Source organism: Methylicorpusculum oleiharenae, assembly GCF_009828925.2.
Classification (GTDB): Bacteria; Pseudomonadota; Gammaproteobacteria; order Methylococcales; family Methylomonadaceae; genus Methylicorpusculum; species Methylicorpusculum oleiharenae.
Window position 1 is genome coordinate 3,185,772 of record NZ_WUTY02000001.1, and the last position, 15,404, is coordinate 3,201,175.

At 48.5% G+C, this 15,404-nt stretch carries 13 protein-coding genes; 8 read left to right on the forward strand and 5 right to left on the reverse strand.

Features of this window, described 5'->3' with window-relative positions:
* Nucleotides 1-19 precede the first annotated feature (19 nt).
* From GO003_RS14350 to GO003_RS14380, 7 genes are all read left to right on the forward strand, one after another.
* The gene (locus tag GO003_RS14350; RefSeq protein WP_159659543.1) at nucleotides 20-331 is read left to right on the forward strand and encodes a nucleotidyltransferase family protein; all 312 of its coding nucleotides are present in this window, start codon (nucleotides 20-22) and stop codon (nucleotides 329-331) included.
* A gap of 222 nt (nucleotides 332-553) precedes the next feature.
* Entirely contained in the window at nucleotides 554-850 is a 297-nt protein-coding gene (locus GO003_RS14355; RefSeq protein WP_159659542.1) for a GIY-YIG nuclease family protein, read from the forward strand.
* A gap of 174 nt (nucleotides 851-1,024) precedes the next feature.
* On the forward strand, nucleotides 1,025-3,694 hold the full coding sequence (locus GO003_RS14360; RefSeq protein WP_231089003.1) for a restriction endonuclease subunit S: 2,670 nt from the start codon (nucleotides 1,025-1,027) through the stop codon (nucleotides 3,692-3,694).
* Complete coding sequence (locus GO003_RS14365; protein WP_159654863.1) at nucleotides 3,691-4,374, forward strand: glycine-rich domain-containing protein; 684 nt, start codon at nucleotides 3,691-3,693, stop codon at nucleotides 4,372-4,374. Before GO003_RS14360 ends, GO003_RS14365 begins: the two co-directional genes overlap by 4 nt.
* Before the next feature lie 513 nt (nucleotides 4,375-4,887).
* Nucleotides 4,888-7,416, forward strand: coding sequence for an ExeM/NucH family extracellular endonuclease (locus tag GO003_RS14370; protein ID WP_159654861.1), 2,529 nt, complete (start codon nucleotides 4,888-4,890; stop codon nucleotides 7,414-7,416).
* A 294-nt stretch (nucleotides 7,417-7,710) separates the two neighbouring features.
* The gene (locus GO003_RS14375) at nucleotides 7,711-8,223 is read left to right on the forward strand and encodes a hypothetical protein (RefSeq protein ID WP_159654859.1); all 513 of its coding nucleotides are present in this window, start codon (nucleotides 7,711-7,713) and stop codon (nucleotides 8,221-8,223) included.
* A gap of 241 nt (nucleotides 8,224-8,464) precedes the next feature.
* Nucleotides 8,465-8,611: a hypothetical protein gene (locus GO003_RS14380; protein WP_159654857.1), complete on the forward strand. Its 147-nt coding sequence runs from the start codon at nucleotides 8,465-8,467 to the stop codon at nucleotides 8,609-8,611.
* A gap of 287 nt (nucleotides 8,612-8,898) precedes the next feature.
* On the opposite strand, the gene selD is transcribed toward GO003_RS14380, so the two are convergent.
* The gene (selD, locus tag GO003_RS14385) at nucleotides 8,899-11,169 is read right to left on the reverse strand and encodes a selenide, water dikinase SelD (protein ID WP_159654855.1); all 2,271 of its coding nucleotides are present in this window, start codon (nucleotides 11,167-11,169) and stop codon (nucleotides 8,899-8,901) included.
* Nucleotides 11,162-12,244 (reverse strand): tRNA 2-selenouridine(34) synthase MnmH, encoded by a 1,083-nt coding sequence (gene mnmH / locus GO003_RS14390; protein WP_159654853.1) that lies wholly within the window; start codon nucleotides 12,242-12,244, stop codon nucleotides 11,162-11,164. Before mnmH ends, selD begins: the two co-directional genes overlap by 8 nt.
* A gap of 94 nt (nucleotides 12,245-12,338) precedes the next feature.
* Here mnmH and GO003_RS14395 point away from each other — a divergent pair, with 94 nt between their 5' ends.
* The gene (locus GO003_RS14395; RefSeq protein WP_159654851.1) at nucleotides 12,339-12,482 is read left to right on the forward strand and encodes a PIN domain-containing protein; all 144 of its coding nucleotides are present in this window, start codon (nucleotides 12,339-12,341) and stop codon (nucleotides 12,480-12,482) included.
* 160 nt (nucleotides 12,483-12,642) lie between these two features.
* Here the strand turns inward: GO003_RS14395 and GO003_RS14400 are convergent, their stop codons facing one another.
* The 3 genes from GO003_RS14400 to GO003_RS14410 all read right to left on the reverse strand — a co-directional run bounded on the left by GO003_RS14400 (nucleotide 12,643) and on the right by GO003_RS14410 (nucleotide 15,389).
* On the reverse strand, nucleotides 12,643-13,122 hold the full coding sequence (locus tag GO003_RS14400; RefSeq protein WP_159654849.1) for a nuclear transport factor 2 family protein: 480 nt from the start codon (nucleotides 13,120-13,122) through the stop codon (nucleotides 12,643-12,645).
* Nucleotides 13,123-13,189: 67 nt separating this feature from the next.
* Nucleotides 13,190-13,786: a glutathione S-transferase family protein gene (locus GO003_RS14405; protein ID WP_159654847.1), complete on the reverse strand. Its 597-nt coding sequence runs from the start codon at nucleotides 13,784-13,786 to the stop codon at nucleotides 13,190-13,192.
* Between the two features lie 19 nt (nucleotides 13,787-13,805).
* Nucleotides 13,806-15,389, reverse strand: coding sequence for a 2Fe-2S iron-sulfur cluster-binding protein (locus GO003_RS14410; RefSeq protein ID WP_159654846.1), 1,584 nt, complete (start codon nucleotides 15,387-15,389; stop codon nucleotides 13,806-13,808).
* Nucleotides 15,390-15,404: the final 15 nt, after the last annotated feature.

The following is a 15,404-nucleotide window of genomic DNA, read 5'->3' on the forward strand; positions in this document are numbered from 1 at the left end:
CAGTCAGAGGAGTAACAGCATGCATCCCGCCATCCAGCAATACCAGCCCGCCATCGCCGAACTGTGTCGGCGCTACCATGTTCGCAAACTGGAAGTGTTCGGTTCGGCCGCGCGCGGTAGTGATTTTGATCCAACCTTGAGTGATGCCGACTTTTTGGTGGAATTTGCTGGCGAAGAACAAGCGCCCTCCTTGCAAACCTTTTTTGACTTACGTCAGGAACTAGCGGAACTGATTGGCCGCGAGGTGGATTTGGCCGAAACTGCATCCCTCCTGAATCCTTACGTGCGAGCCAGTATCGAACAAAGCCGCGAGTTGGTTTATGAAGCGTGATGCCCGCGAACCGGTTTAAAGCTGCCTTGTTTGAGCGCATCGTCCTCAATCCGCCAAAAGTGTCGCCACGGGTGACACAAATGCACTCCGACAGGTTCGAAGCTGGTTGTCGTCCCGGCAGGGATTCACTTGCTCGCTCTAATGGGTGCCGGGACCCAGTCTACAGGGACGTGAATAAAGCCTGCGACCTCACGAATACTGGGAAATGGATTTAGCTCATCAATGACAAAACAACCCTGCGTCTACCTGCTCGCCAGCCAACGCAACGGCACTTTATACATCGGCGTAACTTCGGACCTGATCGATCGGGTGTACCAACACCGAAAAGAGCTGGCCGAAGGCTTCACCAAACGCTACAAAATACACGATCTGGTGTGGTACGAACCTCACCAAACCATGGAAAGCGCCATCCAGCGCGAAAAGCAACTTAAAAAATGGGATAGAAAAGCTAAAATAGGGTTGATTGAACAGAATAATCCCCATTGGAAGGACTTATGGCCCGAATTATCCATACCTTAACCAACACCGTCGTCCCGGCATGGATTGCCGGGAACCAGACTGCAAGGATGCGACTGGCTAAATACTTTACTGTGATCGATACAGCTTACATCCCTGTAAACTGGACCCCGGCATTCCCTGCCGGGGCGACGGCCATTTGTCCTTACAACGCAAAATAAAACTAAATACCAGACTATGAATCCGGAACAATTACTGCAACACTTCGACCGCATCAGCGAAGCTCCAGACGCAATTCCGCGGTTGCGGCGATTTATTCTGGATTTGGCGGTGCGGGGGAAACTGGTTGAGCAAGATCCGAATGATGAGCCGGCTGGGGAGTTGTTAAAACGAATCGAAGCTGAAAAGGCTAGATTGATTAAAGAAGGCAGAATCCGAAAAACTAAAACATTAGAGACCTTATCACATGATGACTTCAAATTTAAAATACCTCAAAATTGGATCGGCAGCCAATTAGGAAATATCTACGATGTAAGGGATGGAACACATGACACTCCAAAATATGTGAATTCTGGTTACCCACTTGTAACAAGCAAAAATCTATCATCCGGTAGGCTTTCATTCGATGACATTAAGTTCATCAGCGAACAGGATCATCGACAAATATCCGAACGTTCACTGGTAGAAAAAGATGATATTTTGTTGGCGATGATTGGAAGCATAGGAAATCCGGTTATTGTTGATACAGACAGGGAGTTCAGTATCAAGAATGTAGCCCTGTTCAAATACTATGATCGATCAACCGCAAATCCAGGTTTCCTTTGCTTATATCTCTGGTATGCGGCAAGCAAAATGCAGGAACTTGCAGCTGGTGGGTTGCAGCCGTTTGTTTCACTAGGATTCCTGAGAAATTACCCGATTGCGGTCCCACCTCTCCCCGAACAACACCGCATCGTTGCCAAAGTCGATGAGCTGATGGCGCTGTGCGACCGGTTGGAGTCGGCGCAAACCGAGCGGGAACAAAGTCGCGACCGATTGGTGGCCGCCAGCCTGAATAGATTGAACCCCTCTGATCAAAGCCGTCGTCCCGGCAGGGATTGCCGGGATCCAGACTTCATGGACGAGAGCGACTTGGGTTCCTTACCTCCCGATTCGAATCCAAAACAGCAAAACGTCAGCAGCATGGAAGGTAAACAGGCATACATCCCTGTAAACTGGATCCCGGCAATCCCTGCCGGGACGACGAGCTTCGACGAAGTGCGTTTCGTACTTGAAAACCAGCCTCGTCTCGGTGCAAATGATGGCAATGAACTAAAGTTTCCTCTCCCTCCCTTCTCAGAACAACACCGCATCGTTGCCAAAGTCGATGAGTTGATGGCGCTGTGCGACCGGTTGCAGGCGGCGCAAACCGGGCGGGAACAATGTCGCGACCGATTGGTGGCCGCCAGCCTGAATAGATTGAACCCCTCTGATCAAAGCCGTCGTCCCGGCAGGGATTGCCGGGATCCAGACTTCATGGACGAGAGCGACTTGGGTTCCTTACCTCCCGATTCGAATCCAAAACAGCAAAACGTCAGCAGCATGGAAGGTAAACAGGCATACATCCCTGTAAACTGGATCCCGGCAATCCCTGCCGGGACGACGAGCTTCGACGAAGTGCGTTTCGTACTTGAAAACCAGCCTCGTCTCGATGCAAATGATGGCAATGAACTAAAGTTTCCTCTCCCTCCCTTCTCAGAACAACACCGCATCGTTGCCAAAGTCGATGAGCTGATGGCGCTGTGCGACCGGTTGCAGGCAGCGCAAACTGAGCGGGAACAATGTCGCGATCGATTAGTGGCCGCCAGCCTGAATAGATTGAACCAGCCTGATCAAAGCCGTCGTCCCGGCAGGGATTGCCGGGATCCAGACTTCATGGACGAGAGCGACTTGGGTTCCTTACCCCCCGATTCGAATCCAAAACAGCAAAACGTCAGCAGCATGGAAGGTAAGCAGGCATACTTCCCTGTAAACTGGATCCCGGCAATCCCTGCCGGGACGACGGGCTTCGATGACGTGGGTTTCGTACTTGAAAACCTGCCGCGCCTCACCACGCGCCCGGCCCACATCAAACAACTCCGACAAACCATCCTCAATCTCGCCGTCCGCGGAAAGCTGGTTGCGCAAGACCAGGATGAAGAATCGGCGGATGAGTTGTTAAAAAAAGTCGAGAAAGAAATAGATGATCAGCAATTCAATGGATTTTATAGGAAAACAAAACCACTTCCATCAGTAAGGATCGATGAAAAGCTATTTACTCTGCCATTCAATTGGGAATGGTCACGGCTTCGATCACTAGCTCACATACTTGGTGATGGCATACATGGCACTCCAACATATACCGAAGGGACAGGCTATTACTTTATCAATGGCAATAACTTGGTCGATGGAAAAATTGTTATCAAGCCAAGCACAAAAACTGTCTCATTTGAAGAAATGCAGAAGTACAAAAAACCAATGACAACAAACACGGTATTGGTTTCAATTAACGGCACTCTCGGCAACGTCGCCTTTTACCACAACGAAGAAGTCGTTCTAGGCAAAAGCGCTTGTTATTTCAACTTATCAAGTTTAATCAATAAATACTACATAAAGCTAATTATTGAAAGTCCATATTTCATAGATTATGCATTGCATGGAGCTACTGGAGCGACCATTAAGAATCTTTCTCTGAAAGCGATGAATGAATTCCCAGTTCCTCTCCCACCTCTCCCCGAACAACACCGCATCGTCGCCAAAGTCGATGAACTGATGGCGCTGTGCGACCAACTGGAAACCCAGCTCACCCGCACCGCAGCCGACAGCCGCCGCCTGCTGGAGTCCTTATTGCACGAAGCGCTGGTACCGGCCAGCGAACAAGCCGCATGAAGTTTGCCTCCCTTGCCATCATTGCCACCCTGTTGATAGTGCTGACCTTGCTTTGGCGGCGCTGGCGGCGTAGCGTGCGTGCCGACTATATCCGCACTTACTCCTTTCCGCCGGCACTTTACGAGAAACTCCGCAAGCGGCGACCGGAATTGGCGTTGAAGGATTGCCAATTGGTGGGGCGGGCTTTGCGGCAGTTTTTCCTGGCTTACTTGCAGGGCGGTTGCCGTTATGTTTCGATGCCGTCGCAAGTCACCGACGACCTCTGGCATGAGCTGATTCTCTACACTCGCCATTACGACAGCTTCTGCAAAAAAGCCTTTGGTGGCTTTCTGCATCACACCCCGGCGGTGGTATTAAGCCGGAACAAGCAAAACAACAGCGGTCTGCGCCGCATCTGGTGGTTGACCTGTCGTGAGGAAAGCATCGATCCCCGCAAACCCAGTCGTCTACCGCTGCTGTTTGCCATCGACAAAAAACTCAACATCGCCGACGGTTTTGTCTATGCGCCGGATTGTCGAGGCATAAGGCGCAACGACGACACCGGCTCAAGTACCCCATTCTGCGGCGGCGATTTTTCCAGTTCTGATTTCGACGGCTCAACTGACGGCTTCGGCGACTGGTCCGATAGCGGCGACAGCAGTGATGGCGGCTGCGGGGGTGGGTGTGGCGGCGGCGATTAATTTCTAGCCCTTTTTTGAAGTCTGCCCGGCTGAAATAGTGATTCGACTTGGCAACATCCAACAAGAGTTGCAAGGTCTTAAACTACAGGGGCTATTTTGACACCTGTACATTCAAGGGGCTACATGCCTTTCAAACAGAAAAGGACCCAGTCCACTGCGCCAATCCTTGCGGGAACGACGGCAATTATTAATGCCAACATAACCTTGATTCATACCCCTGCAAACCTGAATAACGCTTAAAAACGGGACAACTTCAGTTTTCTCCATCCCTCTTCTGAGTTTTCAAAAATCGTATTACGTTTAACCAAAATTTCGGTAAATCGTAATAGTCGTAAAACCTTTACATCTCACACTATCTCAAGGATTGACCTGATCTTCGGGTGTTATATCGACTTTTTGTAACGCTTGGTCAGATTGGGTAAAACGTCAGCACCGTCTTAATCCTGCTGGCAAAGGTAACAGAGCATACGGCGAGTATGTTCTGGGTATTTAATTGAGGGGGAATTGTTCGATATGCTAAGTTTTCAACATCATAAGTTACGCAAAACGGCTCTGGCTGTGCTGAGTATACTCAATTTAGGGGTGACCGCCCAAGCGGCTACACCGGTTTTTATTAACGAAATTCATTACGACAACGCGGGAACCGATGCCGGTGAGGCTATAGAAATTGTGGGTCCGGCCGGAACAGATCTGACCGGATGGCAAGTCATTCTCTATAACGGAGCCAATGCTCAAAGCTACAATACTGTTACCCTGAATGGCGTATTACCAGACGAATCAGGCTCTGGAATGGGAACGTTAGTCATGGATTATCCCGTGAACGGTATTCAAAACGGTGCGCCTGATGCCATGGCACTGGTGGATGCGGGTAACAATGTTGTGCAATTTTTAAGTTATGAAGGTGCATTTACCGCATTGAATGGTCCTGCAGCCGGTTTGTTAAGTCAGGATATCAATGTGGCTGAAACCAGTGATACACCCTTAACTTTTTCGCTGCAACTGACCGGAACCGGGTCCGATTATGAAGACTTTAGCTGGAATTCACCCAGTGAAAATAGTTTTGGACGGATTAATCCCAATCAGTTTTTTGCTGCGGCGCCACCACCACCCATTTCAAAGTGTGGTCAACCGGCCGTGTTAATCAGTGCTATTCAAGGTTCGGACAGTGATAGTCCGTTGCTGGGTAGCGAGCAGCCTATAGAAGCCGTTGTTATCGGGGATTTTCAGGACAGTAACGGCTTAAACGGTTTCTTTGTGCAGGAAGAAGACAGTGATGCGGATAACGATTCCAAGACATCCGAGGGTCTGTTTATCACGTCTAACCTTCCTGTAACTGTCGGCGATAAAGTGCATATCGTGGGTACCGTTTCCGAGCGGTTTAATATGACGCGGCTCGAGTCAGTCAAGTCTGTCGATATCTGTGCCAGCGCATCACCTTTACCAGCATTAACCGAGTTGAGTTTACCGTTTGATCCGGATACCAATAACCCGGAGTGGCGTGAAGGCATGTTAGTCAATTTCCAACAAACATTGACGGTAACAGAAAACTTTAATTTAGCCCGTTTCGGGGAAGTGATGGTATCGTCCGGTTCGCGGCTGATGATTCCTACTCAAGTAGCTGAACCGGGTGCTGCAGCCAATGCCGTTAAGGATCAAAATTTGCTGAACCGTTTGGTTATTGATGACGGCAGTAATAAACAGAACCCTGATCCAGTCTTTTATCCTGGGCCTAATGGCCTGAATGCTGAAAACACTCTTAGAAGTGGCGATACAGTGTCGGATGCGATAGGCGTATTAGCCTATGATTTCAGCATGTTTCGGTTGCATCCTACTGAAGCACCCCAGTTCTCCTCTAGTAACGCAAGGCCAGCACCGCCTCATTTGCCCGGAATAGGTTCGCTTAAAGTGGCTTCATTCAATGTGCTTAATTATTTTAATGGTGACGGTTTTGGGGGCGGTTTTCCCACTTCGCGGGGTGCCAATTCGTTAGCTGAATTTAACCGGCAACGGGATAAAATCATTGCGGCGATCACCGAAATGGATGCCGATATAGTCGGCTTGATGGAAATCGAGAATGACGGTTACGCGGCTCACAGTGCCATTGCGGATCTGGTTGAAGGGCTTAATGCAGTGGCCGGCTCAGGCACATACGAATACGTTGATCCGGGCGTCAGCCGCATCGGCACCGATGAAATCGCAGTCGGTATTATCTATAAATCCGCTAAGGCAGAGCCCCTAGCGCCGTCAGCGATTTTAGATACCGCTGTCGATCCGAGTTTTATCGATACAAAAAGCCGGCCTGTATTAGCGCAAACTTTTTTGGACAAAGCCTCCAATAAAACCCTCACCGTTGCGGTCAATCACTTTAAATCCAAAGGGTCCAGCTGTGATGACGTGAGTGATCCCGATACCGGCGACGGTCAAGGGAATTGTAATTTAACCAGAACCGCTGCCGCGCAGGCGTTGGCAGACTGGTTGACGACTTATCCGACCGGCAGTAATGGGCGTAATGTCATGATTATCGGTGACTTGAATGCCTATGCCAAAGAAGATCCTATTGCCGCGCTCAAGACCGCGGGCTACGTTAATCTGGTAGATAAGATGATTGGCGACAGTGCTGCCTACAGCTATGTGTTCAGCGGTGAATCGGGTAATCTGGATCATGCGCTGGCAAACGCCAGTTTGGCCAAGCAAGTCAAAGGTTTAGCCGTATGGCATATAAACGCGGATGAACCTAGAGCTTTGGATTATAACGTCGAGTTCAAATCAGCCGGTCAAGTGACTGAGTTTTACAGTCCCGATGTCTTTCGTTCTTCCGATCATGATCCTTTGCTGGTTGAGTTGATGGTTAAAGGCGATCTGGATAACGACGGTGATGTCGATAACCAAGACAGGGTTGCGTTCAGCCGGTCTCTTGGTCAATGCGATGGGAAGAAAAACTATAACCGAGAAGCCGATTACGATCGTAGCGGCTGTGTAACTTATGCAGATTATCGCTCATGGTACCGCCACTTTAAAGATTATTCAGTCAAAGTGAAATAGCTTAGGGACAGCCGGAAAGTTTCAGGCTTTCCGGTTTTTTCTCAAGAAAAGCAGTCCAGTAACCTCTGTCGGAACTCATGAGAATTTGGGTGGATTGCCGGGACTCGATAAAGCGATGGGTGATTTCCTCCTTTACAACGTTTTGGCTTAACTTCACTCATTGTTGATCTGATAGCTGCAGATTCATAAAAATTAATTAGGTGGGTATGCGATGACAGCAATAAAAAGTCAGTTCACTGTTTTACTTTTTGTCCTGATGATCCTGTGGGCCGGCGCAAGCCAGGCAACTACAGTTTGTGTGGAAATCAGGAACCGAATTCCGGCAATCGTATTGTCAAAATCGGTGAGCAATTTTCCGTGACGGCTCTTGTCAGGGATTTGTTTGACGAATCCGATATTGCAGATGAATTGCTGGCGTTTGGGTTTAATGTTTTCAGTTCTATTAACATTGAGTTGATTGGCCGCGAGATCAATCCGATTTTTCAAGACGATTCCGAAATATTAGGCCTGACAGCAGCCGGTTCATCATTTCCAGTCATAGCTTACGAACCTGAGTTTCAACCATTGGTATTGGCGACCTTGCATTTTAAGGCCTTATCAGATGGTGCTGGCATTATCTCAATTGTTACGGATTTAAAGGACCTGAATCAAGGACTGATTTTTTTAAACCGCGCCTCTATGGAGTTCACTATCGAACAAGGGATTACTGCCGTTCCATTACCCCCTGCCGTGTTCCTGTTTTTGAATGGCTTATTGATAATCGGTTGGCAAAGACTTCGATTGTTCAAGAATCAAAAAAATAATTGACTGAATCACTTGGTTAATTGAACTTGATGGGTATAAAGTGTGTCTGTCATAGTGGAGATACAGGCTATATCCGATTGCCGGGCTTATAAAAAATAAACAGGTGACTGTGTTGTAGGTAACGAACAATTTCTATCGTAATGGATTAAATCCGGTCCGTTGACTTAATCAGCCAATTCTCCAAATCCTGACAAATGGCTTAACAAGCCCAGTTTTTTCTTTGATGTCCTTAAGGAGATTCAAAATGAATAAATTGTTTATGGTATTGGCGTTGGTTTTTGGCTCAGTCATTGTGACTACTGCGTATGCTACTGAAAGTTCAGCAGATAATGAAATTGTGGTGGATTGCATCGTACATATGGAGGACGGTGTCGTCACATGTAACGAGTAGTTCAGTTGCGATTAAAAATATAAAAATCTCAGGTAATGGGAGTTGCACTTCTGTTTTGAATGTTTCGATCAAAAGTAAGGACGGGTTTACAAAACCCGTCCGTTGAAACCTCTCGCAAGTCTAATTATTCGATGGTGATTGACACAAGCGCATTGGCTTAAAGGATCTTCGGGTGACAACCCAGAATAGTCCTGGTCCTATTCATTGGCGGCAGCTCACATCTCCTGGCCGTCATTTCTCTGATAAATAAAGTTTAAGTTAATCGTCGTAAACGACATTCAATTTAATCAAATAATTATTATTTTATTCTGATCAATAACTTCTCCTATGACACAGGCCTTAGCTACACCCTGTTGATGAAGCGTTTTTAGGCATTCTTCTGTCTGATGGGTTGGCACTGAAAACAAAAGGCCGCCGCTGGTTTGCGGATCAAACAGCGCAGGAAACTGTTGATTGCTCACCTCACTGCTGAGTGCGCTACTTAAAGACTCATAGTTTTTATGAGCAATAGAGGCGTAATAACCCTTCGCAAATAACTCGCCAATACCATCGAAGACGGGTATCGCCTTGTAGTCGATTTTAATACCCAAAGTACCCGCGCTGTTTATCCTCAACATTTCAAACGCATGGCCTAACAAGCCAAAACCGGTAATATCGGTGCATCCCGACACGTCAAAGCATTTGAGGACTTCCATTGCTGTTTTATTGGATTGCAACATGCTTGATAGCGCCTCATCCACCAGTTTGCCATTGGCTTGGGCCAGCATATTGGCGGCAAAGATAACGCCGGTGCCGATCGGCTTGGTAAGTATTAAGCTGTTTCCTGATTGAGTGAGCTGTTTTCTTAAAACCTGATCCGGCGCGACTTCACCCTGTACCGCAATCGCAATAGCCAACTCCGCGCCTTCTCCGGTATGGCCGCCGACCAGGGAAGCTCCGCTATTGCTAAGAATATCCAGCACGCCCGACATTACTTGAAAAATATCTTCCTGATGAATCTTTTTGTTTGCGGCCCCAAGTGTCAGGCCGACTTGTGCGGTTTTGGCAACACCGCCCATCGCATAGATGTCGCTTAACGCATGCTGGGTGGCAATTTGCCCCAGCAAGTAAGGGTCTGAAATGAACGAGCGGAATTGATCGATGCTTTGCAGGCACAGGCGATGTTCGGAAAATCGGGTCAACGCGCAGTCTTCGCCATCTTTAACACCCAGTGATACCGCGTCATCATCGGGAATGTCCAGTTTATTCAAGCTTAGCATTAGCGTGGATGCTGCAAGCTTACTGCCGCAACCCCCGCAGGTATTGCTTTCCCAATCTTCTGGAACCAGCGTAGTTTTGGGTGCTGGCATTAACTTATCAACCTGTTGGGGTTTCCTGGTAAAAGTCCTGGCCTGAAAACGTTTCATAAAGCGCCTGTCTATCCCATCTTTAACCGTCCATAACAGTGAAGGCCACATCCATCTGAGTATCGATGCGCTATCCTGATGTACCAGGGCCTGGCGCTCGCCTATGGTGATTAAAGACAGCACGTTTTTCTTGGGATGAAAGGTTTTTAACGCGGACTTTCCGGTAAAAAATGCACGGATATTGTGCTCAAGTAGCATCCCTTGACGGACCGCATAAACGCCCGCTTTTTTCAACGGAGACGGCGAAAAGTGTATGCAATCTCCGGCAGCAAACAGCGCCGTTTCATTTTCAACCAGCAGTTTTTCGGTGACCTTTAAAAAGCCGTTCGGATTTGTCGGCAGCCCTGCATGTTTAAACCAATGCGGGGCAGCAGCTTGAGTAGCCGTCAGCACCCTGAAAAAATCTTTAGTCTGAACCCGTCCTTGTTCATCTTTAAGCAGCAAGCCCTTTTCTTGCTTTTTAAGGGCCTGGGTGTTTTTAAAGACGCTAATGTCCAGGTTTTTAAGTGTGTTTGACAGTCTTCTTTGGGCCGAATGGTCTTTCGCCGAGACCAGAAACTCATGCCGGTGGATCAGGCTCACTTCGGCATTCCATTGGTTTTGGTCGATTAGCATTTTCAGGATAATTGAGATTTCAACGCCGGAGGCCCCTGCACCAACAACGGCTATCTGGAGCATATCGCTGCCTTTATAAGCGTTTAAGTCGGCGATCAACCGATCCCAATGCGCGATAAACCTGGAAATCGGTTTCAGCGGGATAAGTTTTAAAGCGGCCTCTGGCGATGAATTTTCAATGCTTTCAGGCTCAATACCCACGTTAATCGATGCGCAGTCGTAACTGATTTCCGGCCTGTTCTCCAGCTGAATTTTTTTAAGTAGCGGATCGATACCAGTAATTTTGGCTTTGATAAACCGCTGACCGAGTTCCTCGCAGATACGTCTTAAATCAAAATGGCAGTCCTCATAGGAATAATAACCCGCCAAATAGCCGGGTATCATGCCGGAATAAGGCGAATGGGTTTGATCGGATATTAAGGTGATTCTAAGGCCGCCGATTGGATTCATGGCCAGCATTTTCAAGACCTGAATGTTGGCATGGCCACCGCCGAGTAAAACCAGGTCTGAAACTATCGGGGTTGAGTTTTTATTCATGATGGAACTGCGTTAAAAAGTCCAGACAGTCTTGCCAGGAACCTGTATACAAGGTCTTTCGTGATTTTAAAGACAGCGAATGGATATACAGTTTGTCGTAATACTGTGTCAGTAAGCGTTCAATCCAGTCGAGATAGGCAGCGGTGTATGCTTCATTCAGTGCATCGAATTGAAATGATTGTGACAGCAGCTGTTTAATATTGTCGCACTCCAGGCCGCCCAGCTTGTTTCTGATCCGTTCGATATTTTTAGCAAAGCTGCTTTCCAGCTCAGTTAAGGGCATGCCGCCTGTAACAGGTGCCTGGATGTATTCTTTAAAAATTTCCATTGCCCGGATTCGAGTCGGGGTTTCGATCATCACCATCGGCGCCGAAACCATGCGAGCATAAAACCGATCGGGCAGGTGACACCGGCCGATATTGGGGCTTTCATCCTCAAGTACGTAGTCATATGCAACGTGATAAAGTGATTGTGCCAACTTGTTTTCAAACGTGGCTTGATGGGGCTGAATTGCGCCAAAATGCGATCCAAAAGCACTGCCTCTGTGCTTGGCAAGCGCTTCAAGATCGATAAAATTCCGTAGCTTGTGACCCAAACGGGTTTTCCCCGAACCGGTCATGCCGGACAAAACCACAAAGGGCGCAGGATTTTCTATGACCTTAAGTGCCTCATGCCTTAAACCTTTATAGCCTGACTCAACCCGGAAAATTTCAAGTCCGTTTTGATAGACCCAATCCTGAGCCAATCGGGAGCGCAACCCCCCGCGCCAACAAAAGATCAACGCAGGTTGCTGGGGATGGCTTTTAATAGCCTCACACCACTGCTGAATCATCCGCTCTTTGTAATCGCCGCTGACCAGTTGGTGTCCAAGTACTTTGGCAGCTTCCGAGCCTTCGGTCTTATAAGCAAGGCCCACTTCATGACGATGAGCATCTGAAAGTATCGGCATATTTAACGTATTGCCAAAGTGCGCCTTGTCATATTCTCCTTCTGATCTCACATCAATGACAATAGCTGGATTGGTGATGCTGAGCAGTTTAAACGCTTCGGCCGCAGGCATAGTGAGGTGTGTCATATATTTATGAAGGGATTATGGCAGGCAATATTAGGCCACAAATATAACAGAATTAACCCGCAATCCGCTTCTTTCGCCAGCTTCATAAAGCGCTATGATACTTTGGGATACCAATTTTCTGATTGAATTCTACAAAGCCAACCCGATGGTCATAAAAACCTTACTGGCTATAAGTTCAGTCAAGATTGCCGTCAGTGCTATCACTAAAGCCGAGTTTTTCTATGGCGAGGCAACATGAACTAGCCAGTATGTGTCGTTCTGCCGCTGTTATGGGCTCTATGATTCTATTTGACTGCTTTTAATAGTACTGATGAACCTTTATTCACTGCGGTACAAAGTTTACTTACTATTTGAATAGGAAATGAATGCTTGCTCTGGATGGTTTAATCGCCCTTTATTCAAAGCTTAAGGTCGCTTAAACCAGGATGATCGTCGGGACGGCGGCCCAGTGGCCAATGGAATTTTCGCTGGCTTTCCTTGATTGGCAGGTCATTAATGCTGGCGTAGCGCTTTTGCATGAGGCCGTTTTGGTCAAATTCCCAGTTTTCATTACCATAAGATCGGAACCACTCGCCGCTACCGTTATGCCATTCGTAAGCAAAACGCACGGCAATGCGATTGCCTTCAAAAGCCCAGAGTTCTTTGATCAGCCGGTATTCGTGTTCTTTAGCCCATTTAGCTTTTAAAAACTCGACAATTTGAGCGCGGCCTACCGGAAACTCGGCGCGGTTACGCCACTGGCTGTCGATGGTATAGGCCAAAGCGACGCGTTCGTGGTCGCGGCTGTTCCAGCCATCTTCGGCCATGCGCACTTTTTGGGTTGCTATTTCATGACTAAAAGGTGGATAGGGGGGACGTGTTTCAGGACGGGTATTCATTACTTTTCCTCAGGTTTTGTTGAAAAAGTCGAGCGAGGCGCATCAACGGTTAAGGCTGTTGAGCTATTCACATGCCCGGCATGCTTACATATCCGGGCAGAGCCTGAATTTTCCTCATCCATACCAGGATGGCAGGATAGCTATCAAGATCAACTTTGCCATCCGGTGCCAAGGCGATGTAAGGATAAACGGCAATATCGGCGATGCTGGCTTGATCGTCTGCTAACCAATCATGTTGCTCAAGCCGTATTTGCATAATATGCAGCAGATTAGCGGTGATTTGCTCGGCTTCATCGAGATTGACAGGGCGACCAAATTGATAATGCAGACGTAAGCGATTAGGTCCCTGCGCCACTTCATTGGCGGCAGTGGCTAACCACGCAATGACGTTCGCGAGCCTATCCGCTTGATCGGGTAGCCAGTAGCCTTTGCCATAGTGCTTCGCCAGATACACTAAAATGGCTTGGCTATCGCGTATCGTTACCGTGCCGTCAGTCAACACCGGCACTTGGCCGAAGGGATTCATCGCGATAAACGCCGGAGATTTATGTTGCCGCTGGCCGCCATTGACGGCGACGCTGCGATAGTCAAGTCCCAGTAGCGATAACATCAGCCGGACTTTATGGCAGTTTCCGGAGAGGGCGAATTCGTAAAGACTCATCATATTGTTTTCTCCCGTTAACTTACAGATCCAGTATCAGTCGCTCTGATCGTGCACGTGATACGCAAATACACATCAAACTGGCGCGTTCCTTTTCGGCCTTGCTCAACACACTATCGCGATGATCCGGCACCCCCTCCAGCACTTTGACGGCGCAGCTGCCGCAATTGCCAACCCGGCAATCGAAAAGCGCATCGACACCGGCCGCGCGCACGGCATCAAGTATCGATTGCCCGGCCTCCACCTGAATCAGCTGTTTTGAGCGTTTTAACTCGACACTAATTGGTTGATCCGTTAAGGCCGTAAGCGCTGAAAAACGTTCCATATGCACACGGTCTTCAGCTATACCCTGTAAACGCGCTGCGGCAGCAATGGCATCGACGAGACGATGGGGACCGCACAGATAAAACATGGCATCCGAAGGACTTGCTGACAGCACTTCACCCGGATTCAGCCGTCTATTTTGGTCTGAAGCATAAACAGTCAGACGCTCACCAAAAGCCTGTTTTAACGCTTCAAGATAGGCCGCTTCAGTTTCGTCTGGCACGGCGTAATGTATTTGAAAATCACGCGCCTGGCCCTGTAGACTATGTGCCATCGCCTTGATAGGTGTGATGCCTATGCCGCCGGCGATCAGTATGGCGGGCCGGGAGTCGGCGTGGAGTCTAAAATTATTCCTGGGCATGCCGCACTTTAAGCGCAGGCCCAAAGCAAATTGTTCATGCACGGCGATAGAGCCGCCTTGACCCTTTTCTTCCCGCAAGACAGCAATCTCATAAACCCGTGTATTGGCTGGATCGGAGCAGAGTGAGTAAGGTCGGGTGCTGAACTCACCGTTACTCAGTCGTACAGGCACCGTCACGTGTGCTCCGGCCTCAAAGTCGGGCAATTTAGCACCCTCAGGGCCGCTCAGTTCAAACGCCCGAACACGTTTCGTCAGCTGACGTATGCCGGTAATGGTCAATTCCAGCGGCCCCTCACCCAGCGAGGTTATTTCCGCTTTAGGCGCTGTCGAAACCTGCGTTTTGAGGAGACGGTTTTCTTCACGCAGCGGCACAAGCAAGCCCTCTATTTCAGCTTCCGAATAACGGGGCGTAATATGTTGAGGGCAATTCCAGTCGTAGGCTTCGACATGAATAATCATCCCGCGCTCGACGCGAGCCCGGTAAGTCGCCACTTCAAGTTGTGCGATCAAATCCGGCTCATCACTTTCATGCACAATACGCACACGGCCCCATATTTTCAGGCGTCTGCGGTTGGGGTAATCCATCAAGATTAGCGAAATCCGGTTATTGGCATTGATATTGCCAACGCTCAAATACTGAATATTGCCCCGAAAGTCCGCAAAGCCCAGGGTGCGTTCATCCAAAACTTTTAAAAAGCCTTTGGCGCCGCCGCGATGTTGGACATAAGGCCAGCCTGATTCCGAGACGGTGGCTTGATAGAAACTGTCACGCTCGGCGATAAATTCCGCTTCGCGATCGCCCAGGCTATTGCGGGGATCCTCAGACAATTCAAAGCTCCTATTGGCCTGTCGGCTGCCGTACAAACGTTGAGCCGCTTTCACGCTAGGCGTAAAACAAATTTCAGCAAAGGCATTAGCCATGATAGTTCTCCTCAG